Origin of the sequence: Mesorhizobium sp. B263B2A (genome assembly GCF_020165775.1) — a bacterium.
Lineage (GTDB): Bacteria > Pseudomonadota > Alphaproteobacteria > Rhizobiales > Rhizobiaceae > Mesorhizobium > Mesorhizobium opportunistum.
Genome location: NZ_JAIUIU010000007.1, coordinates 122,459 through 147,554 on the forward strand (window position 1 = coordinate 122,459; position 25,096 = coordinate 147,554).

The 25,096-nt window shown below is 62.2% G+C and carries 23 protein-coding genes; 10 read left to right on the forward strand and 13 right to left on the reverse strand.

Annotated features, from left to right (window positions below):
- Positions 1–261: 261 nt before the first annotated feature.
- Complete coding sequence (locus LB568_RS14315; RefSeq protein WP_224730475.1) at positions 262–582, reverse strand: hypothetical protein; 321 nt, start codon at positions 580–582, stop codon at positions 262–264.
- Between the two features lie 385 nt (positions 583–967).
- A complete protein-coding gene (locus LB568_RS14320; RefSeq protein WP_224730476.1) occupies positions 968–2,848 on the reverse strand; it encodes a glycosyltransferase family 2 protein in 1,881 nt (626 codons plus the stop codon).
- Positions 2,849–3,467: 619 nt separating this feature from the next.
- On the opposite strand from LB568_RS14320, the gene LB568_RS14325 reads away from it, so the two are divergent.
- A complete protein-coding gene (locus LB568_RS14325; protein ID WP_412033908.1) occupies positions 3,468–4,391 on the forward strand; it encodes a glycoside hydrolase family 26 protein in 924 nt (307 codons plus the stop codon).
- Between the two features lie 70 nt (positions 4,392–4,461).
- Entirely contained in the window at positions 4,462–4,980 is a 519-nt protein-coding gene (locus LB568_RS14330; RefSeq protein WP_224730477.1) for a DUF995 domain-containing protein, read from the forward strand.
- Between the two features lie 28 nt (positions 4,981–5,008).
- Here LB568_RS14330 and LB568_RS14335 read toward each other — a convergent pair whose 3' ends face one another.
- Together LB568_RS14335 and LB568_RS14340 are read right to left on the reverse strand one after the other, a co-directional pair.
- The gene (locus LB568_RS14335) at positions 5,009–5,458 is read right to left on the reverse strand and encodes a DNA polymerase III subunit chi (RefSeq protein ID WP_224730478.1); all 450 of its coding nucleotides are present in this window, start codon (positions 5,456–5,458) and stop codon (positions 5,009–5,011) included.
- Positions 5,459–5,467: 9 nt separating this feature from the next.
- Positions 5,468–6,979: a leucyl aminopeptidase gene (locus LB568_RS14340; protein WP_224730479.1), complete on the reverse strand. Its 1,512-nt coding sequence runs from the start codon at positions 6,977–6,979 to the stop codon at positions 5,468–5,470.
- A 364-nt stretch (positions 6,980–7,343) separates the two neighbouring features.
- On the opposite strand from LB568_RS14340, the gene lptF reads away from it, so the two are divergent.
- The 7 genes from lptF to LB568_RS14375 all read left to right on the forward strand — a co-directional run bounded on the left by lptF (position 7,344) and on the right by LB568_RS14375 (position 15,460).
- Positions 7,344–8,546, forward strand: a complete 1,203-nt coding sequence (gene lptF / locus LB568_RS14345) for an LPS export ABC transporter permease LptF (protein ID WP_224730480.1) — start codon at positions 7,344–7,346, stop codon at positions 8,544–8,546.
- Entirely contained in the window at positions 8,543–9,628 is a 1,086-nt protein-coding gene (lptG, locus tag LB568_RS14350) for an LPS export ABC transporter permease LptG (protein WP_031250372.1), read from the forward strand. The genes lptF and lptG overlap by 4 nt, the downstream gene beginning before the upstream one ends.
- Complete coding sequence (locus LB568_RS14355; protein WP_181176719.1) at positions 9,628–12,066, forward strand: LPS-assembly protein LptD; 2,439 nt, start codon at positions 9,628–9,630, stop codon at positions 12,064–12,066. The genes lptG and LB568_RS14355 overlap by 1 nt, the downstream gene beginning before the upstream one ends.
- A gap of 89 nt (positions 12,067–12,155) precedes the next feature.
- The gene (locus tag LB568_RS14360; protein ID WP_224730481.1) at positions 12,156–13,088 is read left to right on the forward strand and encodes a SurA N-terminal domain-containing protein; all 933 of its coding nucleotides are present in this window, start codon (positions 12,156–12,158) and stop codon (positions 13,086–13,088) included.
- A gap of 31 nt (positions 13,089–13,119) precedes the next feature.
- Entirely contained in the window at positions 13,120–14,148 is a 1,029-nt protein-coding gene (gene pdxA / locus LB568_RS14365) for a 4-hydroxythreonine-4-phosphate dehydrogenase PdxA (protein ID WP_224730527.1), read from the forward strand.
- 25 nt (positions 14,149–14,173) lie between these two features.
- Positions 14,174–14,998, forward strand: a complete 825-nt coding sequence (rsmA, locus tag LB568_RS14370; RefSeq protein WP_224730482.1) for a 16S rRNA (adenine(1518)-N(6)/adenine(1519)-N(6))-dimethyltransferase RsmA — start codon at positions 14,174–14,176, stop codon at positions 14,996–14,998.
- Between the two features lie 168 nt (positions 14,999–15,166).
- A complete protein-coding gene (locus tag LB568_RS14375) occupies positions 15,167–15,460 on the forward strand; it encodes a DUF1330 domain-containing protein (RefSeq protein WP_140571835.1) in 294 nt (97 codons plus the stop codon).
- A 6-nt stretch (positions 15,461–15,466) separates the two neighbouring features.
- Here LB568_RS14375 and gmk read toward each other — a convergent pair whose 3' ends face one another.
- The 9 genes from gmk to fabD form a co-directional block, all read right to left on the reverse strand.
- Positions 15,467–16,123, reverse strand: coding sequence for a guanylate kinase (gene gmk, locus LB568_RS14380; RefSeq protein WP_049802478.1), 657 nt, complete (start codon positions 16,121–16,123; stop codon positions 15,467–15,469).
- 21 nt (positions 16,124–16,144) lie between these two features.
- Positions 16,145–17,035 carry a YicC/YloC family endoribonuclease gene (locus LB568_RS14385; protein ID WP_224730483.1) on the reverse strand — a complete coding sequence of 297 codons (891 nt, stop codon included), beginning with the start codon at positions 17,033–17,035 and terminating at the stop codon, positions 16,145–16,147.
- A 148-nt stretch (positions 17,036–17,183) separates the two neighbouring features.
- Complete coding sequence (gene mltG, locus LB568_RS14390) at positions 17,184–18,428, reverse strand: endolytic transglycosylase MltG (protein WP_140571839.1); 1,245 nt, start codon at positions 18,426–18,428, stop codon at positions 17,184–17,186.
- A 102-nt stretch (positions 18,429–18,530) separates the two neighbouring features.
- Positions 18,531–19,793, reverse strand: a complete 1,263-nt coding sequence (gene fabF, locus LB568_RS14395) for a beta-ketoacyl-ACP synthase II (RefSeq protein ID WP_013896299.1) — start codon at positions 19,791–19,793, stop codon at positions 18,531–18,533.
- 34 nt (positions 19,794–19,827) lie between these two features.
- Positions 19,828–20,064 (reverse strand): acyl carrier protein, encoded by a 237-nt coding sequence (locus tag LB568_RS14400; protein ID WP_006203723.1) that lies wholly within the window; start codon positions 20,062–20,064, stop codon positions 19,828–19,830.
- Between the two features lie 211 nt (positions 20,065–20,275).
- Positions 20,276–21,013: a 3-oxoacyl-[acyl-carrier-protein] reductase gene (fabG, locus tag LB568_RS14405; protein WP_023779657.1), complete on the reverse strand. Its 738-nt coding sequence runs from the start codon at positions 21,011–21,013 to the stop codon at positions 20,276–20,278.
- 31 nt (positions 21,014–21,044) lie between these two features.
- Positions 21,045–21,311: a type II toxin-antitoxin system RelE family toxin gene (locus LB568_RS14410; protein ID WP_013896301.1), complete on the reverse strand. Its 267-nt coding sequence runs from the start codon at positions 21,309–21,311 to the stop codon at positions 21,045–21,047.
- The gene (locus LB568_RS14415; RefSeq protein ID WP_013896302.1) at positions 21,295–21,516 is read right to left on the reverse strand and encodes a ribbon-helix-helix protein, CopG family; all 222 of its coding nucleotides are present in this window, start codon (positions 21,514–21,516) and stop codon (positions 21,295–21,297) included. Before LB568_RS14415 ends, LB568_RS14410 begins: the two co-directional genes overlap by 17 nt.
- Positions 21,517–21,579: 63 nt before the next feature.
- Complete coding sequence (gene fabD, locus LB568_RS14420) at positions 21,580–22,518, reverse strand: ACP S-malonyltransferase (protein WP_224730484.1); 939 nt, start codon at positions 22,516–22,518, stop codon at positions 21,580–21,582.
- Positions 22,519–22,771: 253 nt separating this feature from the next.
- Here fabD and LB568_RS14425 point away from each other — a divergent pair, with 253 nt between their 5' ends.
- Positions 22,772–24,724 carry an LTA synthase family protein gene (locus LB568_RS14425; RefSeq protein ID WP_013896304.1) on the forward strand — a complete coding sequence of 651 codons (1,953 nt, stop codon included), beginning with the start codon at positions 22,772–22,774 and terminating at the stop codon, positions 24,722–24,724.
- The last annotated feature ends 372 nt before the right edge of the window (positions 24,725–25,096 follow it).

Sequence of the window (25,096 nt, forward strand, 5' to 3'; positions counted from 1 at the left end):
CGAGCATTAGCAGTCGGGCGAAGGCCGATGTCAACCTGGCGCGCCATAGCCAGGTGCTTCGGGCCGCAGGCGCGCCACAGGCCGCGTAAACGCGTGCTGGCTCGAGACTTCGACGTCAAGCCAAAGAGGGGCGGCGAAAGAGGGTTCGAAGGCAGTCGTCGATTGATATCAGCGCTGTGTAAATCCGGGCGCGACGGGTGGCTGGCATGGCTTGCTCCGCCCCCTCCCCGCACCCGGATTCCAGCCCCCGCTGAACTTTTGCTAACGGGCGCGGCAAGCCGCGCGCTGGCCAAATCCGCTCGGGCCGCAGATCCAGGGCGAATGGCCGAGGAATGGACCACCCAGCCTATAGGAAACCTTCATCGGCGCAGGCGTGACGATCCTGGCCCGCTGCGGCCGCACGAAGACGGCGTAGGCCGTCTCGGTCGTGCGCGTCACGCTGCTCGTCTGCATGAGGGACTTGCGATGGAACACGCCAACCCGCTTCTTGCCGACGTAGTGGATTTTCTTGGCCGGCGCATGCACCGCAGGCTTACCGGCGGCAAGCTTACCGGCGAGCGAGCCGGTCGTGGTCACGTCCATGCTCTGGCAACCGGAGACCATCGACATCAATGCAACGGCGGCTATAGACCAGGCATTTTTTCTGCCTTTTACAGCCAAACCCCTCATGAACTTGTTCATCGTCTATCCCCTGCCGAAAAACGCAAGTTGATTGGACGCGGAGATATTTTTCTTTGGTGTCTTCCGCGCCGCGTGACCAGCCAATCGCCGTTCACATCATGAACGTATATTAGGGGATACTTATTAAAATTCGCGCAAACGGCGTGGTGAATGCCACCTTCCGGCGCTCGATCGGATATTGTTAAAATTTGATCTTATTTTTACGTCCGCGGCTGATGCTCGCCGTCCGACAATGGAGGCCGTCAACCAAGGCGAACGCAGCTCTTTGCGCGGATGCCTCCGGGCGTCAGCGTCGGGTTTCCCAACCTGGATCAAAGTAGAATTTTCGGGTCCCGATATTGCCCTGGCCAGCACCGGAAACCACATAGGCGATGCGTACGATGCGCAAGCCGACCGCGCCTTGCTGCAGCCCGTAGACGCCCTCCATGCCACGGTCGTAGAGACTCATAGCCGGCACGATGAGCGCCAGCATGGCGAGCGACGCCTGCAAGGCGACTCTCGCGGCATTGGCGCGCAGCGGAACCTTGTTCTCGATGACATGTCTCACGACGATGACCGCCACCAGAAGCCCATAGAGGAAGGCATTCAACGCGGCGAACCAGTAGAACCCGGTGGCGTCGAAGGGGTGCTCCACAAGCAACACCGGCAGCGCCGCACCGATCGCCAGCATCACGTAGGGCGCGAACGCACGAACTGGCAGAAGGTGCTTGGGGCCGCTACCCTTGGGCGTGACACGGAAATCGACGAACGATTTGGTCAGATAGTCGCGCAGCGACGATAGCGTGCCGGCCAGCACCCAGGGCCAGCGCGCGAAGAACAGAAACAGCGTCCCTTCCCAACTGATCGTCTTGGCCGTGACCGGCCGCGACACGCCAAAAACCTTCAGCATCACTACCAAGCCGACCAGGGCGACCGCATTCGGCAGGTAGTAGAAGAGGAAGTCGAGATACATGACATTGGCGAAATTGCGCCCGGTAAACAGCGCATATATCGGCATGACGTACATCAGCAACGCAAAGACGGCGAATAGAGGATACCAGAGCTGGCAAAAAAGAAACTGGAACTTCAACCGCGGCGACAGCTTGGCCAAATATGCAGGCGAATACTCGAGCAGGATCGTCATCAGACTCCGCGACCATTGGAATTCCTGGGTGATAAGATCGGCAAAAGTCTGAGGCCCATCGCCATGCGCGATGGCATCCAAGGCGTGCACGCCGCGCCATCCGGCCGCGTTGATCAGCATCGAGGTGGAATGATCCTCTGCCAGTTCCGGACCAAGACCGCCCGCCTCCTTCAGCGCCTTGGTTCGCACGGCATAGTGCGAGCCGATGCAAAGCGGCGCCCCGCCGCCGGTATGGCCGGACTGCAAGGGTCCATGGAACATCCCTTCCGGAAACAGCCGGCCACGCGCAGACCAGCTTTCGGCGGCATTGTTGTCGCAAATGCTGGGCGCCGAGACATAGCCGACTGCGGGATCGGCGAAGGGATAGAGGATTTCCCTGAGATAGGTCGGCGTCGGCACATGATCGGCATCCAACTGAGCGACGAAATCATAACGCTCATAACCATAGTGGTCGTAGAAGAACGCCAGATTGCCTTCCTTGCAGCGGGTGCGGCGCGGCCATGTCTTGCGGTGATAGTCTTCCCTTCCGCGCCGTGTCGAGATCAGTACACCGTGGGCATCGCACCATCGAACCGTCTCCTCCGAGGGGTCCTCGTCCGCCAGCCAGGTCTCATGCGGATAATCCTGCACAAGCATCGCTTGCAGCGTGCGCGCCACCACGGAGAAGGGTTCAGACGGAGCCTTGGTCACCACCATGGCGACGCGCGAACGCGTCGGGATACTGTAAAGCTTGGACGGTTTCCTAGACGCGTGAACATTGAGCAGGAAGTACATCGGCATCAAGGTCAGCCAGGCCAGCACGAGTGTTGCAAAGGTGAATGGCCCGATATGTTCGATATGCTCCGGCTTCAACCACCAGATCCAGAAAAAGCCGAGGGTGACGAACCAGAAAGCTAAGCCGAACCGTAGAATCCGCTGATGGGTAGCTGACAGGACGGGCACGAGAAAAGGAGCCTTCCCTGCCGCCTTGGCCAGAGCCGCTCCAGGCCTTTGTTTCGACCTAGTCCTACCGCTGATGGTTCCTACGTCCGCGGAAACACTCATACACGCACCGCCGCCACTTCGAACGTCAGCCGACCGACGGCCAACAACTCAAAACCCGGCTACAGAATCCGCTTGAGCTGCTTTAGAGTCAACTAAATTAAGAACTCGTTAACTATTATTCTTGAGAACTGGTTAACCTAACGCGTTGAATCGCAGGACGAATTCCACATGCTTGCTGGTCACCAGGCCAGTTCTGACCGGGCGAATAGGGAATTTTTTCGCTGGGGGATTCACGAAGGGGGATCAGACCCCCACCAGACCGTAGCGCTCCAAGAGCAGCGTTAACCATGTTGCGAATGTCATGGTTAAGCAACCGTTAATTGCACTTGACTCTTGGCCCCGACCGGCCCTTAATTTAGCAAGGGATGATATATATCGGGATGTTGACGCGAATTTGTGAGTATCGCGGCGAAGTCTCTTGTAGCTCCTTTGTGTCGGTGCCTCGAGAGACAATTTTGGGTGGGTTCCGTGCGACGTTCGCACGCCACCAATCGCTCCGAAATCCCACAGATTCCCCCAACTGAGCCGATCGGTTTTGGGCAGTCGTGTCGATCACGCATCGACGCGCAGTGGCGACGCTTTGATTTCCGCGGGAAGTTGAGGCGATGGGAGAACAAATATGAAAAACTATACGGCAAGTGCACTTGCAATTGCCCTGGCGTTGGGTGGGAGCATGACATTCCCGACCATCGGAAGCGCTGGCTCCACGGCTGGGACGGATCCCGTCCAGACCAACAGTGCGGCTTCAGCGTTCGGATCCTATGATCCCTACGGCGACTTCACCGCCGACAAGAGCGCCAGCATCGAGGAACTGTTCTTGCCTTGGGAAGACGTCGACCTGGCGAGCCTGCCCTTGGCCGACGCCTATGCGCTTCAGCGAGGCCGGTCGCTCTTGATCACCATCGAGCCGTGGACCTGGTCGAAGGACTGGCGCATCACCCCGAACGAACTGCGCGACGGCATATTGAGCGGCAGATATGACGCCAACATGCAGGCAATCTGCGATCTCGTGGGAGGCATGAAGAGCCCCGTGACCATTCGCTGGGCGCAGGAAATGGAGGACAAGAACGGTCGCTTCACCTGGGCCAACTGGGCGCCCAAGGACTGGATATCCGCTTACAAGCGCGAGGTCGATATCTGCCGCAAAGCCGCCCCTGCCGCCAAATACATGTGGTCACCCAAAGGCGACGAGGGTTTGGAAAAATATTACCCCGGCGACGACTATGTCGACGTCATAGGCTTGTCGGTGTTCGGTCTGCAGAAAAAGGACAATGACGAGACCGGTCGTGACCGGACGTTCGCCGAGACATTGAAGCCCGGCTATGATCGCGTCGCGGGTTTCAACAAGCCGATCGAGGTGGCTGAGCTCGGCTATGTCGGGAAGCAGGGATACGTTTCGCAATGGGAGACCGATTCCCGCAAGTCCTACTCGGAATTTCCGGCCCTGACCTCGGTCGTCTACTTCAATCAGAAGGAAGTGTGGCCGTGGCTGGGGGGCTACGGGCTGCCTGATTGGAGGGTTACCCAGCATGTCCTGCCCTAGGTTTCCTAGGCTGCTGGTCCGGGTGTAGGCGTAAAAAGTGGGCGTGGCGTAAAATGGTTGGGGTAGGGTCGTGAAACGAGTACTGGGGAATTGTATCGGAACGGCGTTTGCCTGTTCAATCGTATTTCTTGCTTTCCAGCTTCCGGCAATGGCCAAGACAGCGGTGCAAATCGCCGACCTGGCCAAGAAGGCCGAGGCGGTGCCTGACGAAGGCATTTATCAAATGTACCAGAACCGTTCATGGCTCTGGGGTCGAAACGGCACAGGGTATTTTGCCGTGCAGCGGCGTCAGTTCAGCGCCTGGACTTCGGACAAGGGCAAGCTGGGCTATGGTGACGGCATCTGGTTCATTCCCGGGGGAGGCAAGCTTTGCTTTCGCGCAAAATGGCATGGCGCCGGAGGCGACGCTAACGCGCTTTCCTGTTTCGAACATCGCCAGTCCGGCAGAATCCTCTACCAGCGCCGGGTTCCGGATGGAGAATGGTATGTCTTCAGGAGCTCGCATCGCAACCTGGCGGACGAGTTCTTGAAATTGAAACACGGCGACTACGTCACCCGGAAAGAAAACCGGATCAAAGCAAAGCAGTAGGCAGCGCCATTCGCGAAAAGCCGCAGGGCTAAGCCTTGCGCTCCCAGCGCCGGTCCGGCGTCTGCTGCCAATAGGTCACGGCGTGGCCCGCGTCCTTCATCGTCTTCCAATGCGCCCGGGCCGCATCGACCTGGGCGGCGTCATGGCCGTCGAACAGGAACACGGCACGCTCGTAACCGCTGAGGTCGGGCGGCGCCGCGCCATCGACCAGGAACCTTATTTTGGCTTCGTTGGGATTGCCGTCGCCGGTGGTCAACAGGATAGGCTGTTCGCCGGGATAGGCCTCGCGATCGGTCGCGTGCGCCAGGAACGAATCGTCCCGGAAGGTCCACAGGTGCTGGTCTAGCGCGTCGCGCCGCTCCTCGGTGCCGGTCTGCACCACGGCGCGCCAGCCGCGATCGACGCTGCGCTCGAGCAGACCCGGCAGCGCATCCTCCAGCGTCGATTCGGTCAGATGGTAGAACAGCACTTCGGCCATGGATCGAGGTCAGCTCTCGTAATGATCGCGCACCAGCCGGTCGAGCAGGCGCACGCCGAAGCCCGAACCCCACGACTGGTTGATCTCGTTCGACGGCGAGCCCATCGCCGTGCCGGCGATGTCCAGATGCGCCCAGGGCGTGTCCTTGACGAAGCGCTGCAGGAACTGCGCGGCGATGATCGCGCCGCCGTAGCGGCCGCCTATGTTCTTCATGTCGGCGTTCTTGGAATCGATCAGCTTGTCGTATTCGGCGCCAAGCGGCATGCGCCACAGCCGCTCCTGCGTCGACTGGCCCGCGGCCGTCAGCCTTTGCGCCAACTCGTCATTGTTGGAGAACAGGCCGGCGTAATGCACGCCGAGCGCGACCATGATGGCGCCGGTCAGCGTCGCCAGATTGACCATGAATTTCGGCTGGAAGCGGTCGTTGCAGTACCACAGCGCGTCGGCCAGCACGAGGCGCCCTTCCGCGTCGGTGTTGAGCACCTCGATGGTCTGCCCCGACATGGACGTGACAATGTCGCCGGGGCGCTGGGCATGGCCGTCGACGGCGTTTTCCACGAGGCCGATGATGCCGACGACATTGGCCTTCGCCTTGCGGGCGGCCAGCGCATGCATCAGGCCGGTGACCGCCGCGGCACCGCCCATGTCGCCCTTCATGTCTTCCATGCCCGATGCGGGCTTGATCGAATTGCCGCCGGTGTCGAAGGTGACACCCTTGCCGACGAAGGCGACAGGGCTGTCCTTGGGCTTGCCGCCGTTCCACTGCATGACGGCCATGCGGGCGCCGCGAGGCGAGCCTTGCGCGACGCCGAGCAGCGAGCCCATGCCGAGCTTCTTCATCTCCTTCTCGGCCAGGATCTCGACCTTGACACCGAGTGCCTCGAGTTCCTTGGCGCGGGCGGCGAACTCGACCGGTCCCAGCACGTTTGCCGGCTCGTTGACCAGGTCGCGCGCCAGAAGCACGCCGTCGATCACCGCCTCGGCATCCGCGAAGGCCTTCTTGGCGCCTGCCGGGTCGGCGGTGTGGATGGTGACCTTGGCTGGCTTCCTGGGATCGGCCTTTGCGTCATCCTTGTCCTTCCTGGTCTTGTACTTGTCGAACGAATAGCTGCGCAGGAGAATGCCCGCCGCGAGGCTGGCGGCATCCTTGCCATCGGGCGAGGCGCCGGCCAGGTCGAGCACCACGGCCACATCGGTTGCCTTGCGCAGCGACGCCGCAATGGTGCCGCCGAGTTTCAGCCAGGCATATTCGTCGAGCCCCGACGCCTTGCCGGCGCCGATCGCGACCAACCTGTCGAGCGAGGATCCCTCCGGCGCCAGAATTTCGACGACGCCGGCGAACTTGCCGGTGAACTCGGCCACCGGGAAAGCGCGCTCCAGCGTCTTGCCGGGATCGTAAGCCCTGGCCGCCTCGGTCAAGCCGCCGTCATCCGCCGACAGCACGAGGACGGTGCCCTTCCTGCTCGCCGCCGTCTGGGGCGCGGCGAATTTTGCAAAGGCGATCGACGGTCTCGGGTTCATCATGTCCTGCTTTCGGGGAGTGTTTGACTGTGCGCGAAGCGGTTTGAAGCAATCCGCGACATTTGGTCGTTTTCCGGCATTTGGCAAGACTTTGCCAAAATGGCTACCCATATGACACATGGAATCGATGGCGATTCGTCGCGGCACGGCCCCGCTTCATGCCGCAACCTGTTGTTAACCATCGATGTTCGCCCTTTCTTATCCATTGCCGCCGACACTCCGGTCCACAGCGGCACGCGACGTGGGACGGGAACCGGATCGCCTGCCTGATCGAGCCCATCGGAGCCAGTTGTGCGGTCGTCGCCGGACAGCTACCCTTAGTTTGGTGGCATGATGCCGTTCGAGAAAACCGAGTAAAACCTTCATGACGGTCGTTGAACGCTACATCATGCGCCGCGCTTTCGTGGTCTTCATGGCGGCGCTGGTCTGGACGCTGGCCATCGTGTGGACGACGCAGGTGCTGGCCAAGATCGATCTGGTCACCGACAGCGGCCAGTCCGCCCTGACCTTCTTCGAGGTCGCATCCCTCATCCTTCCCTCGATCATCCCGATCGTCGTGCCTTTCGCGCTGGTGGTAGCGGTCGCCCAGACACTCAGCGTCATGAATTCGGATTCGGAGCTCGCGGTCGTCAACGCCTCGGGCGCCTCGCGGTGGACGATCGTGCGGCCGATCATGCTTCTGGCGCTGGCCGCAAGCGTCTTTTCCTTTGCGGTGGACAACGGCATCGACCCCTATGCGCGGCAGAAAAACCGCGCCCTGGTGGCGGAGTCGCGCTCCGACCTGTTGTCGCTGATCATCCAGGAAGGCACCTTCCGAAAGATCGAGGACGGGCTGTTCCTGCAGATCGGCGAGCGGCTCCCCGACAATAAACTGGGTGGCATCTTCGTCGCCGATTCGCGCGAGGAAGGCGTCAATCTCGTCTATTATGCCAAGACCGGCAGCATCATCGAACGCGGCGGCGAAAAGGTGCTGATGATGAATGACGGCGTCATTCATCGCAAAACGCTGACCGGTGACCTCAGTGTCATCCGGTTCACCTCCTATGCCTTTGACATGTCGGCCTTCATGTCGGCGGCCAATCAAGTAACGCTGCTGCCGAAGGACCAGACCACCCAATACCTGCTCAATCCCAGCGCCAACGACAAGAACTATCAGCAAAATCCACAGGAGTACCGGGCCGAGATCGACCAGCGGTTTTCAGAGTGGACCTATTCCATGGTCTTCGCATTGATCGCACTGGCGGTCGCGGGCGACGCGCGCTCGCACCGGGAGGCGCGCGTCAATCCGCTGATCACGGCCATTGCAATATCGCTGTTCGTGCGCTGGCTGGGCTTCTTTGCCGCGAGCAAGGCCGATGAGATCCCGCAATACGGCTATATGGTCTATGGCGTGCCCATCGTGGCCTCGGCGGTGGCGATCTGGTTCATCGTCTCCAACCGGACCATGGAATTGCCGGTGGCCTGGGCGGATTGGATGACAAATCTGGCCAACCGCATCGGTGACGGCTGGAATTCCCTCAAACTGCGTTTGTCCAGGCGCGACACTTCAGGTCAGAGGGTCGGCTGATGGGCTGGACGCTGGGCCGATATTTCTTCTTCCGCTACGTGGCGATCACGATCTGGTTCTTCCTCGGCCTGCTGGCGCTGGTGTTCCTGATCGATTTCACCGAGCTGTCCGGCCGTACCACCGGCTTGCCCGGCTTCACCTATGGGACGGCGATGGCCATTTCAGGCCTCCGGATGCCGATGATCATGCTGCAGACGGTGCCATTCGTCGGCCTGTTCTCGGCGATGGCGACGCTGGTATCGCTCAACCGGCGCTACGAGCTGGTCATCGCGCGTTCGGCCGGCGTCTCCGCCTGGCAATTCCTTTTGCCGTGCTGCATCGGAGCACTGCTGTTCGGCGTCGTATCGGTCGGGATCATCAACCCGCTCGCCGCGCACGCCTTCTCCTTGTCCGAACAGATCGAGACCCAGTTGCGCTCCGGAAAATCGAACACGGTTTCGGCCGACGCGGCGCCCTGGATTCGCCAGAAAACCAGTTCCGGCGACACCATCATCGGCGCGCGGGCTATCCTCAACCAGGGCTTGGAGATGTCCGACGCCGTCTTTTTCATCCTCGACCAGCAAGGCAATATCGCCGAGCGCAAGGATGCGGTGCGCGCTTACCTTCGGGACGGTTATTGGGAATTGCAGGACGTCAAGACCTTCAGGAACGGCGTCATCCAGTCTGCGGCGAACGATCGCGTGCCGACCAATCTGAAGCCGGAATTCGTGCAGGAGCGGCTGGCGCGCCCGGAAACCATTCCTTTCTACGACCTGCCCGGAAAAATCGAGGTTGCCCGTTCCTTCGGCCTCAAGGCAAATGCCTTTGCCATGCAGTTTGATTCGCTGGTGGCGTTGCCGTTCCTCCTCGTCGCCATGACGCTGATTGCTGCAACAGTTTCAATGCGATTTGCGAGGATGGGACAATCGGCGACGATGATTCTGGGTGGCGTCGTTGCCGGCTTTCTGCTTTATGTCGTTTCGGTGCTGGTGAAGGCATTCGGCGTGGCGGGATTCGTGCCGACTGCCGTAGCCGCCTGGGTGCCGGTCGTGGTAGCTATGTTCTTCGGGGTGACTTTCCTGCTATACAAGGAAGACGGCTAGTGAGGGAAGCGGTTTTGCCCAGCAGCAGGCAGGCCCATTTGGCGCGCCTTTATGCGGCGAGCGCTTTGGCATGCTTGTTTGCCTGCGCCGTCCCGCTGCCTGCGGTCGCGCAGGAGGTCGGTGACGTTGCGGCCAAGGTTCCGTCCGGCTCGCAGATGCTGCTGGCCGCCGACACGCTGGTTTACAACAACGACAACCAGACCGTGACCGCCGTCGGCGGCGTGCAGATTGATTATGGCGGCAACCGCCTGGTTGCCCAGAAAGTCGTATACGACCGCAACACCAAGCGGATGGTCGCCAGCGGCAATGTCGAAGTCATCAACAGCGACGGCACCAAGATCAATTCGGATCATATCGACATAACCGACGATTTCGCCGACGGTTTCGTCAACGCGCTGCGCGTCGAGACCATCGACAAGGCCTATTTCGCCGCCGAAAGCGCCGAACGCATGGGCGGCGTGCTGACCACGTTCCACAATGGCGTCTACACCGCCTGCGAGCCGTGCGAGGACAAGCCCAACAAAGCGCCGACCTGGCGCGTGAAGGCCAGGAAGATCATCTGGAACGGCGAGAAGAAAACGGTTCGCTTCGAGAACGCGAATTTCGAGTTCTTTGGCTTCCCGCTCGCCTACCTGCCGGCGTTCGAGATTGCCGACCCGACGGTCAAGCGCAAGAGCGGCTTCCTGATCCCCAGCATCAGCTACAACAGCCACCTGGGCTACAGCGTCAAGGTTCCCTATTATTTCGCACTGTCGCCGACCTATGACCTGACGGTGTCGGGAAGCGGCTACACCAAGCAGGGCTTCCTCGGAGAGGCCGAGTGGCGCCAGCGTTTTAACAACGGCGAATACAGTTTGAAGATCGCCGGGATCCAGCAGCAGAACCCCGACGCTTTCATTGATACCACCGCCTTCCCCTCTACCGGTGGCCACAACATCGATTCGGGCGCGGCGGGCGATCCGAACAAGTTCCGCGGCATGATGGGCACGCAGGGCAAGTTCGCCATCAACGAACGCTGGAATTTCGGCTGGGACGTTCTGCTGCAGACCGACAAGGACTTCTCCAGCACCTACAACATCGACAAGTACAATGCCGCCGTCCACCAGTCGACGGTTTACCTGACGGGTCTCAACGGCCGCAATTATTTCGACGTGCGCGCCATGCACTTCGATGTCCAGGAGAACACGCCCAACAACTATATCTCCGCGCGAAGCGACCAGCAGCCCTGGGTGCTGCCGTCGTTCGACTATACAAACATCCCCGACGTCGCGGTCGCCGGCGGCCAGTTGTCCCTCAATGTCAACGCGCGGGTCCTCCGTCGCGATGAACTCGATCAGACTTACTTCACGCCTTACGTGCCCGGCTCGGGTACCCAGCGCGTGCGCGGCATTGAAGGTGAATCCGGCCGCCTGACCGCCGAGGCCGAGTGGAAACGGTCATTCGTCACCGATGACGGGCTGGTGCTGACCCCGTTGCTGGCGCTGCAGGGCGACGTCGACTACCTCAACGCTTCGTCGGCTTCGCTCGCCGCCGTCAACCAGATGGCGACGAATTTGGGCGAGCAGGACGACATGCGCTCGTCATTTGCCCGTTACATGGCAACCGCCGGGTTGGAGATGCGCTGGCCGCTGCTGTTTTCGATGGCCAGCGGGTCCAGCCATGTCATCGAACCGATGGCACAGGTCTTTGTGCGTCCGAACGAACAGTATGTCGGCGGCCTCGCCATTCCGAACGAAGACGCCCAGAGCATGGTGTTCGATGCGACCACCCTGTTCGAACGCGACAAGTTCTCCGGCTACGATCGTGTGGAAGGCGGCACGCGCGCCAATGTCGGCTTCCGCTATTCCGGCTCCTATATGAACGGCTGGGGCACCAACGCCATTTTCGGCCAGTCCTATCAGATTGGCGGCGAGAACTCCTTCGCGGCGCCGGATCTGGTCAATGTCGGCGCCTATTCGGGTCTTCAGGACACCAAGTCCGACTATGTCGGCCTGTTTGGCATCAACAGCCCCAACGGGTTCGCGGCCTCGGTCAGCGGTCGCTTCGACGAACAGACCTTCGAGATCCGCCGTGCCGAGTTCAAGGCCGCCTATTCGGGGCTGCCGGTATCGCTGAGCGCCAAATATGCCTTCATCCAGGCTCAGCCGCTCTATGGCTTCACCACCGACCGTCATGAAGTCACGCTGGGTGCCTCGACGCATCTTGCCGAGAACTGGCGCGTCTTCGGTACAGGCACCTACGACCTGCAGGAAAGCCTGCTAGTCAAGGATGGGGTGGGCTTTGCCTATAATGATTCCTGCTTCACCTATCTGATGACGTACTCGCAGTCGCGCGACCTGAACACCAGGGAGGTGACGCAGAGCATCGGCTTCAACCTGTCGTTCCGTACGCTCGGCGACTTCGGCTCGTCGACCAACGCCATCGACACCATCCAGTAGTCGGCGACATCGTTTCGCCGCATAGGGCTGGCACGGATTCGCGCATCCGGATGAGGACGAAATTGGGCGGAGCCGGGGATGAAATTGGGATGCCAAGGATGAGGAAATACCTCTTTTCAGCAGGGTTTGCGCTGCTTGTGGCGGCGACATCCGTGTCGATGACCGTCATGATGCCGCCGGCTTTCGCCAGTGAGATCAAATACGTCGTCAACAACGTACCGATCACCACTGGTGATATCGCGCATCGTGCCGCCTTCCTCAAACTGCAGCGCAAGAAGGGCGATGCAGCCCAGGAAATGATCGACCAGACGCTGCGCCTCGCGGAAGCCAGACGGCTTGGTATCCGCATCAGCGACGCCCAAGTCGAAGCGGCCTATCAGCGCTTTGCAACCAGCAACAAGATGCAACTCAGCCAGCTTAACGGCGTCATGGAAAAATCCGGCGTCGGCAAGGACCACTTCAAGGAGTTCATCCGCGCCCAGATGGCCTGGAACCAGGCCTTGGGCGCGCGCTATCGTTCCGGCGAGGGCGGCAGCGTGACCGAGCAGGATGCGGTCAGGCGCATGCTCGACAAGGGTGGCGCCAAGCCAAGCGCCACCGAATACATGCTGCAGCAGGTCATCTTCGTCGTGCCGGCGTCCGAGCGCAGCGCCACGCTGGCCAAGCGCAAGCGCGAGGCCGACGCCATGCGCGCCCGTTTCAACGGCTGCACCACGACGCGCGAGTTCGCCAAGGGCTTGATCGACGTCACCGTTCGCGACCTGGGCCGGGTGCTGGCGCCGCAATTGCCGCCGGACTGGGCCGAGCAGATCAAGGCGACCAAGGTCGGCGGCGCCACCGTCACGCGTGAGACCGAGCGCGGCGTCGAGTTCATCGGCATCTGCTCATCGCGTGAAGTGTCCGACGACAAGACCGCCCAGATGGTGTTCCAGAGCGAAGGCTCCAGCGACAAGAATGCCGACGAGCTCAGCAAGAAATATGTCGAAGAGTTGAAGGCGAAAGCCCACATCGTCAAGCGCTAACGTGGGTGGCGCTGACGTGAATGGCGCTGACCTGGACGATGCGGTGACCGCGCTGGCGTTGAGCGCCGGCGATCCATCCGGCATCGGCCCCGAAATCGCCATCGCCGCCTTCATGGCGCGTGAAGCTCTTGGCGTGCCTGCCTTCTATCTGCTTGCCGATCCGGCACTGATCGCCTCGCGGGCAGGCCAGCTCGGCCTGTCGGTGCCGATCATCGAGACAACGCCCGCGCAATCGGCACGGGCATTCGCCCAGGCCCTGCCGATCGTTCCGCTGACGGCGCGCTGCGTCGACAGTCCGGGCCGGCCGGATCCGGCCAATGCAGCCGCCACCGTCGAGGCCATCGATCGCGCTGTCGCTGCCTGCCTTGCCGGTGACGCCGCCGCCGTCGTCACGTGCCCCATCGCCAAGAAGCCGCTCTACGACGCCGGATTCCGCTTTCCCGGCCATACCGAATATCTGGCGCATCTGGCGGCCCGGCACACCGGCGTCGAGGCGCTGCCGGTGATGATGCTGGCGGGCCCTGACCTGCGCACGGTTCCCGTCACCATCCACATCGCCCTGGCCGAGGTGCCGAAGGCCCTGACCACCGAGTTGATCGTAGCCACCGCACACATTACCGCCGCCGATCTCGCCAGCCGGTTCGGCATCGCCAGGCCGAGGCTCGCCATCGCGGGCCTCAACCCGCATGCCGGCGAAGGCGGCTCCATGGGCCTGGAGGACGAGCGTATCGTGCGCCCGGCCGTCGACATCCTGCGTGCCGAGGGCATCGACGCTTTCGGTCCCCTGCCGGCCGACACATTGTTTCATCCCCGGGCGCGGGCGGGCTACGACGTAGCGCTGTGCATGTATCACGACCAGGCTCTGATCCCGGCCAAGGCATTGGCCTTCGACGAGGCGGTCAACGTCACGCTCGGCCTGCCCTTCATCCGAACCTCGCCCGACCATGGCACCGCCTTCGACATCGCCGGCAAGGGCATTGCGCGCCCCGACAGCCTGATCGCTGCGTTGAAGCTGGCCAGGAAGCTGGCTGACACCGACGCAAGGGCCGCGGCCGCATGAACACTCCCCCTTCTGGCTTTCCGGCATGAGCATCGACGGGTTGCCGCCGCTGCGCGACGTCATCGAGCGCCATGAGCTGCAGGCGAAAAAGGCGCTCGGCCAGAATTTCCTGCTCGACCTCAATCTAACCAGCAAGGTCGCGCGTGCCGCGGGCGACCTGACAAACACCACGATAATCGAGGTTGGGCCGGGCCCCGGCGGCCTGACAAGGGCGCTGCTTTTCAACGGCGCCCGACGGGTCATTGCCATCGAGCGCGACGAACGCTGCCTGGCGGCGTTGGCCGAGGTTTCGGAACATTATCCGGGCCGGCTGGAGATTATTGCCGGCGACGCGCTGAAAACGGACTTTGCCGCGCTCGCCGCCGGCGCGCCGACGAAGATCGTGGCCAACCTGCCCTACAACATAGGCACCGAGTTGCTGATCCGCTGGCTGACGGTCACGGACTGGCCGCCCTTCTATGCCTCGATGACGCTGATGTTCCAGCGTGAGGTGGCCCAGCGCATCGTCGCCGCGCCCGGCAGCGATGCCTATGGCAGGCTTGGCGTGCTGGCCGGCTGGCGTACCCAGGCCAGGATCGCCTTCGACGTACCGCCCCAGGCATTCACGCCGCCGCCCAAGGTCACCTCGTCGGTGGTGCATCTGGAGCCGCGCGCGACACCCCTGCCCGCCGACGTGAAAAAACTCGGCCGCGTCACGGAAGCCGCTTTCGGCCAACGCCGGAAGATGTTGCGGCAGAGCGTGAAAGGCCTCGGCGGCGAGGCCCTGCTCGAGCGCGCAGGCATCGATCCGACCCGCCGTGCCGAAACGCTCAGCGTCGAGGAGTTCGTGCGGCTGACCAATTTGGTATAGAGCAATTCCAGGAAAAATGTGACACGGTTTTCCGTCCGGAATTGCGTAAAAACAAAGAGATAGAGCGGTTCGCCGTTTCCGTGAAACGGTGAAATGCTCTAGCACCGGCAGCCCTGGAAACGCCTCGCTCACGGCATAGATAATCTGGCAAACATGCTGGAGAACCAAATGCCCGCCTACATCATTTCCGATGTCACCATCCGCGACGAAGAGGCGATCGAGATCTATCGGACCCGTGCCGCTGCCTCCATCGCACAGCACGGCGGGCGCTATCTGGTGCGTGGCGGCCAGGTGGAGGCGCTGGAAGGCAAGTGGCATCCCGGGCCGCTGATCGTCGTCGAATTTCCTGACATGGAACGGGCCAGGCGTTGGTACGCTTCCGCTGAGTATGCCGCTGCACTGGACGTGCGCGACGCTGCGCTCAGCCGCAATCTGATCCTGGTCGACGGCATGGCATCCTGAAACCGGTCAGCCGGTCTTTTCGTCCAACAGGCCAGAGACGAAATCGAACAGACCAGGCCGGCGATCGCGCCTTAGCCGCTCGGCCACGACGATGCCGCGCACTTCGGCGAAGGCACGGTCGAGGTCGTCATTGACGATGACGAAATCATATTCCTTCCAGTGCTCGATCTCGTTGCGGGCGTTCTTGAGCCGCGTCTCGATCACCGCTTCCTGGTCCTCGGCGCGGCGCTTCAGGCGCGCTTTCAGTTCCTTCATCGACGGCGGCAGGATGAAGATCGAGACGATATCGGCGCGCATCTTCTCCTTGAGCTGCTGGGCGCCTTGCCAGTCGATGTCGAAGAGCATGTCGCGGCCTTGCGCCAGCGCCAGTTCGGCGGGTTCGCGCGGTGTCGCATAGCAGTTGCCATGCACCTCGGCCCACTCGAGCAGCGCATCGGAATCGCGCAAACGTTCGAAGTCGCGCATCGTGCGGAAATGGTAGTGAACACCCTCGATCTCGCTGCCGCGACGCGGCCTGGTGGTGACCGAGACCGACAGTTCGAGGCTGGAGTCGCTTTCCAGAAGGTTGCGCGCGATGGTCGACTTGCCGGCGCCGGATGGCGACGACAGGACGAGCATCAGCCCCCGGCGACGAATGCGGGAGCCCAAATCCCTGGCAACCATCGGTTCCTTGGCAACCATCGGCTACTCCAGATTCTGGACCTGTTCACGAAACTGGTCGACCACGGCCTTCAGTTCCAGCCCGATCGCGGTGACGGCTGCGGCGTTCGACTTCGAACACAGCGTATTCGATTCGCGGTTAAATTCCTGTGCCAGAAAATCGAGCTTGCGGCCGACGGCGCCGCCGCCCTCGATCAGCGCCCGGCCAGACGCGACATGCGTTTTCAACCGGTCGATCTCTTCGCGAATGTCGGCCTTGGTGGCAAGAAACGCCGCTTCCATGTGCAGCCGGCTCGCGTCCAGGTTGGCGGACGGGTCCATCAGCAGCCTGACCTGCTCGGCGATGCGTTCACGGATCGCCGCCGCATCGCGCGACGGGTCCGCCTCGGCGAGCAGCGTCAAGGCCTCGATGGCGTCGATATGGCCGGACAAAAGCAGCGCCAGTGCAGCACCCTCGCCGTGCCGCGCCTGTTCGAGCCCTTTCAGCGCCACGTCTAGCGCCGCCATGATGGCCGCATCGAGCGCGGAGCGCGCCTCTTCGGTTTCGATAGTTTCGGGAATGTCGAGCACGCCACGCAGCGAAAGCAGGCCGTCGGCCGTCGCGGGAGCAACGCCAAATTGTTCCTGCAGCCGCTTGGCGAGCCCCGCCAGATCTTTCAGGAACGCCTCGTTGACGACCGGCTGCGCCTGCGCGCCGGCGGCACGGCCGATGGTCAGCGTCGCCTGGAAATTGCCACGGGCGAAACGCTTCTGCAGCGTTTGCCTGACCGCCGGCTCCAGCCGCTCGAATCCTTGCGGCAGCCGCAGCCGCACCTCGACGCTCTTGCCGTTGACGGACTTGACCTCCCAAGCGACCGAGGTCCCTTCATGCTCGGCGACGGCACGGGCAAATCCGGTCATGCTCTGCAAATTCATGTCGCCTACACACCCATGGCGCATCGCCCCGAAACCATCCCGGACAGGGCAGATGCTGCTTAAAAACGATCACGCCGCGGGACGTCGAAATCGGACGCGTGGCGTTGCTTCAAATGTCAGGGCTGTCGCCCTTCCAGCCTTCTTCGTCTTACTGGGCGGCACCCGCATCGCCGCCGGCGTCGCCACTGTCGCCGTCGCTGCCGTCAGCAGGTTTGTCGGCACTGCCGCTGGCCCCGGCGGCTGCGGCGGCCTTGGCCGCTTCATCGGCCTGCTTCTTCTGCAACGCACGATAGCGGGCGACGTTTTCATTGTGCTCGTCCAGCGTCGCGGCAAAAACGTGACCGCCCGTGCCATCGGCAACGAAATAGAGATCGTCGGTCTTCGATGGATTGGCCACGGCCTCAAGTGCCGCACGCCCCGGATTGGCGATGGGCGTCGGCGGCAGGCCGCTGATCAGATAGGTGTTGTAAGGCGTCTGCTTCTGTATGTCGGACTGGTAGATCGGCCGGTCCACCGGCTTGCCCTTGCCGCCGAACAGACCATAGATGATGGTTGGATCGGATTGCAGGCGCATGCCCTTGGCCAGCCGGTTCAGGAAGACCGCAGCCACCCGTGAACGCTCGTCACCCTTGCCGGTTTCCTTCTCGACGATCGAGGCCAGGGTGACGAACTCGTCGACGTTCGACAGCGGCAGGTCCGGCGCGCGCCGCTGCCATACCTCGTCGACCAGCTTCTTCTGATCGCCCAGCAACTTGTCGATCATCTGCTGGCGCGTCGCGCCGCGCGTGAAACGCAGCGTGTCGGTGGCCAGGCTGCCCTCGGGTGGCGTCTTGGCCGGCATGTCGCCGCTCAAGGCGGGCTCGCCGGCGATACGCTGCAGAGCCTGCTCGACAGTCAACCCTTCCGGAATCGTCAGTGAGTACATCACCGACTTGCCGCTCTTCAAAAGCTCCATGATGTCGCGCATGGATGCCCTGGGCTTGACCTCGTATTCACCGGCCTTGAGCGCGGAATCGTTGCCGAAGGCACGCACGCCAAGCCGGAAGATACGGGCGTCGCTGATCAGTCCGCGGCGCTCGAGCTGGTCAGCGATATCCTGGACGCCGGTGTTCGGCTTGACCAGGAAAGTGTCGCCATTGGCCGAGGGGCCGGGTTCGGTGAATTCCTGCTTGCCGAAGTAGACCGCCACGCCCGCCGCCAGCACCATCAGCATCACCGAGGAGATGACGAAGTTCATGAACACGACGACCTGGCTGCGAGAAGCGCGCGAGCGCTTCGGCGGCGGCGTTCCGGCTTCAGGCCGCAAGGCTTCGCTGGCTGTCTTCGGCACGATCGGCCCAGTGCTCGCTGGACGTTGCCCGAATTCTCCGTTGCCTGCCGGATTTGTGTTCATTTCGCCCTACCGTTTGATCTCTCAACGAATCCCCTGCGGCAGAGTAGGGGCGAATATGGCAAAATTGACGACACGTCAAAGCACCGCCCGGTAACCGGACGATCAGCCATTGTAGCGCTGGAACACAAGCGATGCGTTGGTGCCGCCGAAGCCAAAGGAATTGGACAGCGCCACGTCGATCTGGCGGGAGCGAGGCTTGTTCGGCACCAGGTCGATCGCGGTTTCGCGTTCGGGGTTGTCGAGGTTGATGGTCGCAGGCGCGACATTGTCCCTGATCGCGAGGATCGAGAAGATCGCTTCGGCGGCGCCCGCCGCCCCCAGGAGATGGCCGATCGACGATTTGGTCGACGACATCGAAATCTTGGACGCGGCATTGCCGACAAGCCGCTCGACGGCGCCGAGCTCGATCGTGTCGGCCATGGTCGAGGTGCCATGGGCGTTGATGTAGTCGACATCGGCAGGCGTCAGCTTGGCTCGGTTCAGGGCCGCCGTCATGCAACGGAAGGCGCCGTCACCGTCCTCGGCGGGCGCGGTGATGTGATGGGCATCGCCGGTCAGGCCATAGCCGGTAACCTCGGCGTAGATCTTGGCGCCGCGCGCCTTGGCGTGCTCCAGCTCCTCCAGCACGACGACGCCGGCGCCCTCGCCCATGACGAAGCCGTCACGGTCGCGGTCGTAGGGGCGCGATGCAGTCTGTGGCGTATCATTGTGCTCGGTCGACAGCGCCCGGCATGCGGCGAAGCCGGCGATCGACAGCCGCGTCACCGGCGCTTCGGCACCGCCGGCGACCATGACGTCTGCATCGCCCCACATGATCAGCCGGGCAGCATCGCCAATGGCGTGCGCGCCGGTCGAGCAGGCGGTGACGACGGCATGGTTCGGGCCCTTCAGCCCGTGCCGGATCGAAACCTGGCCGGAGACGAGATTGATGATCTGGCCGGGGATGAAGAAAGGGCTGATGCGGCGCGGACCGCGCTCCTTGAGGATCATCGCGTTCTCGGCGATGCCCTCAATACCACCGATGCCGGAACCGATCAGAACGCCGGTGGCGCACTGCTCTTCATGGGTTTTGGGTTCCCAGCCGGAATCCTTCAGCGCCTCGTCGGCGGCGGCAATCCCGTACAGGATGAAGTCGCCGATCTTGCGCAATTCCTTCGGCTCGAGCACGGCCTCAGGATTGAAGGTAGCATTGCTGCCGTCGCCACGCGGAACGACGTGGGCGATCTTGCAGGCAAGATCCTCCACCTCGAACTCGGTGATGCGCTTGGCGGCGCTGCGGCCGGTCAGAAGTTCCTTCCAGCTGTGCTCGAAGCCCATGCCGAACGGCGACAACAACCCAAGGCCCGTGACGACGACACGCCTCATCGCAGGTCCTCCCCGGTGGTAACTGCGGAAAGCGTCAGGCCGAAGCCTTGTCGATGTACTTCACCGCATCGCCGACGGTCAGGATGGTCTCGGCCGCGTCGTCGGGAATCTCGACGCCGAATTCTTCTTCGAACGCCATGACGAGTTCGACCGTGTCGAGGCTGTCGGCGCCCAGATCGTCGATGAAGCTCGCCTGCTCCGTCACTTTGTCGGCATCGACGCCAAGGTGTTCGATGACGATCTTCTTGACGCGCTCTGCGGTGTCACTCATTTGGGCATCCTCGTCTTTTGTTTGTCTGTCTTCGTTAGCGGGCAGAATGCCGCTAATCAAGCTGAAAGATGGTCCTGCCGGAAACGCAACGGCCACGGACCGGTTTTTGCCCGAACCGCCGGGTTGCGGGCCGCATTACACGAAAAATAGCTGAGGTCCAAGGCGAAATGGTCTCTTTTCACAACCCGGCAGCGTTGCCGCCGGGCCTGGTTCAGATCATCGCCATGCCGCCATTGACGTGGACGGTCTGGCCGGTGACGTAAGCTGCTTCGTTGGAGGCGAGATAGGCGACCGCGGATGCGACTTCAACGCTGGTGCCCATGCGGCGCGTCGGAATGGCGGCCATGATCGCCTCTTTCTGCTTGTCGTTGAGCTTGTCGGTCATTGCCGATTCGATGAAGCCGGGGGCCACACAGTTGACGGTGATGTTGCGGGTGGCGATCTCCTGCGCCAGCGACTTCGAGAAGCCGATCATGCCGGCCTTGGAGGCGCAGTAATTGGTCTGGCCGGGATTGCCGGTCACGCCGACCACCGAGGTGATGTTGATGATGCGGCCATGGCGCCGGCGCATCATCGGATGGGTGAGTTCGCGGGTGAGCCGGAAAACGGCGGTCAGATTGACCTCGAGCACGCTGTCCCAATCGGCGTCCGACATGCGCACGAACAGGCCGTCCTTGGTGATGCCGGCATTGTTGACCAGGATGTCGACACCTTCCAGATCGGCTTCCGCCTTCTGGCCGAGCGCCTTGACCTCGTCGCGGTTCGACAGATTGGCCGGAAACAACTTGACCCGGTCGCCAAGTTCGTTGGCCAGCGTCTCCAGCTTCTCGATGCGCGTGCCATGCAGGCCGACAATGGCGCCCTGCGCATGCAGCACCCTGGCGATTGCCTCGCCGATGCCTCCCGATGCCCCGGTAACGAGCGCCTTGCGGCCGGTCAATTCGAACATGTCTTGTCCTCTTCTTAAATGGGGCGGGCGATTATCTGTAGATGTCACCACGGTGGCCGATGGTTACCACCAGAACGACCAGCCGGCTGTCCTGCACATCGCAGATAATGCGATAATCCCCAACCCGGTATCTCCAAAAAGTCGCCAAAGGGCCCTTCAGCGCCTTGCCGGCTTCACGTGGATTGTCGAGCACCGCGATACGGTTTTCAATGAAGTCCCGGATGCGATGCCGCGTTTTTGGATCCAGCTTTTCAACGAATTTGCGCGCTGAACGGGCGTATTCAAGCGTCCAGGCCACGCCAGAAGTCCTCGCCCTTCATGACATCCTCTTCGCCACGCCTGATCCGCTCCAGAACTTCAGCGGCGAGGTAATAGTCTTCCATTTCCTCGATACCGCGCTCGATGAGTTCGCGCAGATAGTAAGCCTTGCTGCGGCCGGTCCTGGCCGCCAGGAAATCCAGGCGCTCCTCGATCTCGGGAGCCAGTCTTATAGAGGTCGGCATGGCAATCCTCATGAATACATGTATTCATGTATTCATGTACAGCCGCGCAGGGGAGAATTCAAGTCAGAGCGCCGCTAGCGCCGCCTCGACGTCAACCGCCGCACCGACCGACGCGGTAGCGATGTCGCGGTTGATGCGCCGCGCCAGCCCCGACAGCACCTTGCCGGCGCCGATCTCATAAAGCGCGGTGACGCCGTTGGCGCCGAACCATTCGACCGTCTCGCGCCAGCGCACGCGGGCGACCACCTGCTCGACCAGGCGCCGCGAAATCTCGTCCGGGTCGCTCGTCGGGGTGACTGTGACGTTCGAGACGATCGGAACCACCGGTGCGGCCTTGGCCACTTCGGCGAGCGCGTCGCGCATGATCTCCGCGGCCGGCGTCATCAGCGCCGAATGGAAAGGTGCCGAGACCTGCAGCATCAGCGCCCGCTTGGCGCCCTTTTCGGTGCAAAGCCTAGCGGCCAGTTCGACTGCGGCCTTGACGCCGGAGATGACCAATTGGCCGCCGCCATTGTCGTTAGCGACCTGGCAGACAGACCCTTTGGCCGCTTCAGCGCAGGCAGCTTCGACATCCGCCTGCTCCAGTCCGATGATCGCTGCCATGGCGCCCTCGCCGGGAGGTACCGCCGCCTGCATGGCGTTGCCGCGAATGCGCAGCAGCCGCGCGGCATCGCCAACGGAAACGAAGCCCGCGGCGGCCAGAGCCGAATATTCGCCCAGCGAATGGCCGGCGACATAGGCGACCTTGTCCTTCAGCGAGAACCCGCGCGATTCCAGCGCCCTGATGGCCGCCAGCGATACCGCCATCAGCGCCGGCTGTGCGTTGGCCGTCAGCGTCAGGGCCTCTTCGGGACCTTCCCAGATCAGCTTCGACAGGTTTTCGCCGAGCGCGTCATCGACTTCCTGGAAGACCCTGCGCGCCTCGGGAAAGCTATCGGCGAAATCCTTGCCCATGCCGACAGCCTGGCTTCCTTGTCCCGGAAAGGTGAATGCGACGGCCATGCGAAGGCTCCCAAGGGCTGGTTTTGCTTGCCTGATAGGCGGGTTTTTCTTGCCTGTGACGCAAGGCAGGCCGCCAAGTCAAGCCCAGTTCGCCCCTGCCGGGCGGCTTCGTCAACCGCCGAGTGCCTGTTCCCAAAGGCTTTTTGGCGATCACTCCTGATGAAAACCGCTCACGAATCGTTTGCTGGCTCTTCTTATTTCCGCCACAGGCGCTAGCTTTGCGTGACAATTATATGACAATCGAGTGACGTGTTTGTCGCTGGGTGGGGAAGTTGAAGTGACAAAGAGTTCGAAACGTAGCGGTAAAGCCGTGCCGCAATTCCTGGAAGACGATCCGTCCACCGGCTACCTGCCGGGCCGGAGATGGCCGGTTGTCCGTTACGGGCTGATCAGCCTGGCGATCGCGGCCATCCTGGTGTTCGCCATCGAACTGATCGTGCGCGGTGATTTCGCCGGCACCGTCTCCTTCTTCCTGCAACCGCTCAAGCCGGGCTGGACCACGATCGTCGTGTTCGCGCTGATCCTGATCGGCCTCGACGCCGTGCTCGGCCGCAGCCACCAGAGCCTGATGATCGTGGCTCCGCTGACCCTGTCCCTGGCCTTTGTCGGCCATCAGAAGTCGCATTATCTCGGCGATCCGCTCTATCCGACGGATTTCCTCTACGCCCGCCAGATCGTCGCCCTGCTGCCATTGCTGGTGCGCGACCGGCCAATGACCGCGCTCGCCATGGTCGTCGGCATCGTCGCCGGCCTGTCGCTGCTCGTCTATGGCTGGCGGCTGTGGCGCCGCAAGGTCCTCGCACTCAGCCGCAAGGGCCGCCTCGCCCGGCTGACGCTGGCGGTTCCGCTGCTCGCCTTCTTTGTCTCGATCATGGACTACGCCACCTTCTCGTGGACCAGGGACCGGCTGCAGATCATCCCGATCATGTGGGACCAGAAGGAAAACTACGCCTCCAACGGCTTTGCGCTCGCTTTCGCGCTCAACGTGCCGATGGCGCATGTCTCGGCGCCGGCCGGCTATTCCGACAAGGCGATCGCCGCGATCGAGAGGCCAGCGGTGACAGCCTCCGTGCCCGCCGAGAAACCGGACATCATCGTCGTCATGAGCGAATCGTTCTGGGATCCGACCAAGCTGCCAGGGGTCACCATTACGCCGGACCCCATTCCCAATGTGCGGGCGTTGCGCTCGGGCTATATGTTCTCGCCCGAATTCGGCGGCATGACCGCCAATATCGAGTTCGAAGCGCTGACCGGCTTCTCGAACGCCTTCCTGCCGGCCGGCAGCATCCCCTACCAGCAATATGTGCGCACCCCGACGCCGTCGATGGCAACCTTCCTGAAGAGCGAGGGTTATCAGGCGCGTGCCATACATCCAGGCACCAACTGGTTCTGGAACCGCGGCGCGGTGTACGCCGATTTCGGCTTCAACGACTTCAAGTCGGAAGAGACGCTGCCGCCGATGGAAAAGCGCGGACCGCTGGCATCGGATGCGGCGATGACCGACGAGATCATCCGCGAAGCCGACGCCAGCGAGCAGCCGGTGTTCTTCTTCGCGGTCAGCCTGCAGAACCATGGTCCCTACGAGCCGAACCGCTACTACAACCCGACCCACAAGGTGCAGGCGCCGATCAGCCAGTGGGCGCGTGAATCGCTGCTGAGCTATGCGGAGGGATCCGCGGATGCCGATCGCGGTCTCGAGCGCCTCGTCGAATGGGCAAAGAAGCGCTCCCGTCCCACGGTGATCGCCTTCTTCGGCGACCATCTGCCGCCGCTGGGCCCGGTTTACGTCGAAACCGGCTTCCTCAAGGACAATGTCGCGCCGCGCAAGGAGGCGTCACCGCAGGATGCCCTTCAGCATCACGAGACGCCGCTGGTCATCTGGTCGAACCGCACCGGTCCGGCCGAGGACCTGGGTGCGGTCAGCCCCGCCTTCCTGCCCTATCATATCCTGAAGACGGCCGGCATCACCCATCCCTACTACACCGGCTTCCTGGGCGAGATGCGCGAACGCTACCGCGTCGTCGACCGCAACCTGTTGCTGACGCCGGCCGGGGAAGCCACGCCCGACTGGGCGCGGCAGAAGGACATCGACCCGGCGATCCGCGACTTCCGCCTGCTGCAATATGACATGATGTTCGGCAAGCGGCACGCGGCGCCGGACTTCTTCCCCGAAACGGTCGACAAGGTCGTAGCCCACATGAGTTGAGCCTGCAGTCCCTCTGAGGGGATCGAACACTCAATTCGTTAGTTGCAGCTTCGAGAACTTGTTGGCGATCTGCTCTTGAGAAGCATCTCATCCCCGGAAATGCTTGCCGCTGCGGGGAAATCGCAAAGTCTTGCGGTTGTCGCCATTTGACCTTCCCCTGCGACATCGCCCCCCTTGCGACATCGCCCCCTTTGCGACACAGGGCCCCTGCGACATCGCGAACGCCACCCGCCCTTGCCTTCCCTGCGGATTGCTATATAGACGCCCGCAATCTGCCGGTCCTAGCTGGGGGCTGAACGGAGGGCCGGAGGTTTTCTCAAAAACCTTCGCGTGAAGCCAGAAGTGCTTCCGCCTCCCGTGTCTCCGCTCTCG

What these genes read in the sequence shown, in the direction of transcription:
- rsmA (WP_224730482.1), top strand. Translation starts at nt 14,174, where the DNA reads ATGAGCATCGACGGGTTGCCGCCGCTGCGCGACGTCATCGAGCGCCAT.
- LB568_RS14325 (WP_412033908.1), top strand. Translation starts at nt 3,468, where the DNA reads ATGAAAAACTATACGGCAAGTGCACTTGCAATTGCCCTGGCGTTGGGT.
- fabD (WP_224730484.1), bottom strand. Translation starts at nt 22,518, where the DNA reads ATGGCCGTCGCATTCACCTTTCCGGGACAAGGAAGCCAGGCTGTCGGC.
- LB568_RS14315 (WP_224730475.1), bottom strand. Translation starts at nt 582, where the DNA reads ATGGACGTGACCACGACCGGCTCGCTCGCCGGTAAGCTTGCCGCCGGT.
- LB568_RS14415 (WP_013896302.1), bottom strand. Translation starts at nt 21,516, where the DNA reads ATGCCGACCTCTATAAGACTGGCTCCCGAGATCGAGGAGCGCCTGGAT.
- LB568_RS14400 (WP_006203723.1), bottom strand. Translation starts at nt 20,064, where the DNA reads ATGAGTGACACCGCAGAGCGCGTCAAGAAGATCGTCATCGAACACCTT.
- LB568_RS14385 (WP_224730483.1), bottom strand. Translation starts at nt 17,035, where the DNA reads ATGAATTTGCAGAGCATGACCGGATTTGCCCGTGCCGTCGCCGAGCAT.
- fabG (WP_023779657.1), bottom strand. Translation starts at nt 21,013, where the DNA reads ATGTTCGAATTGACCGGCCGCAAGGCGCTCGTTACCGGGGCATCGGGA.
- LB568_RS14340 (WP_224730479.1), bottom strand. Translation starts at nt 6,979, where the DNA reads ATGAACCCGAGACCGTCGATCGCCTTTGCAAAATTCGCCGCGCCCCAG.
- fabF (WP_013896299.1), bottom strand. Translation starts at nt 19,793, where the DNA reads ATGAGGCGTGTCGTCGTCACGGGCCTTGGGTTGTTGTCGCCGTTCGGC.
- gmk (WP_049802478.1), bottom strand. Translation starts at nt 16,123, where the DNA reads ATGGTTGCCAGGGATTTGGGCTCCCGCATTCGTCGCCGGGGGCTGATG.
- LB568_RS14335 (WP_224730478.1), bottom strand. Translation starts at nt 5,458, where the DNA reads ATGGCCGAAGTGCTGTTCTACCATCTGACCGAATCGACGCTGGAGGAT.
- LB568_RS14320 (WP_224730476.1), bottom strand. Translation starts at nt 2,848, where the DNA reads ATGAGTGTTTCCGCGGACGTAGGAACCATCAGCGGTAGGACTAGGTCG.
- LB568_RS14375 (WP_140571835.1), top strand. Translation starts at nt 15,167, where the DNA reads ATGCCCGCCTACATCATTTCCGATGTCACCATCCGCGACGAAGAGGCG.
- LB568_RS14360 (WP_224730481.1), top strand. Translation starts at nt 12,156, where the DNA reads ATGCCAAGGATGAGGAAATACCTCTTTTCAGCAGGGTTTGCGCTGCTT.
- mltG (WP_140571839.1), bottom strand. Translation starts at nt 18,428, where the DNA reads ATGAACACAAATCCGGCAGGCAACGGAGAATTCGGGCAACGTCCAGCG.
- lptF (WP_224730480.1), top strand. Translation starts at nt 7,344, where the DNA reads ATGACGGTCGTTGAACGCTACATCATGCGCCGCGCTTTCGTGGTCTTC.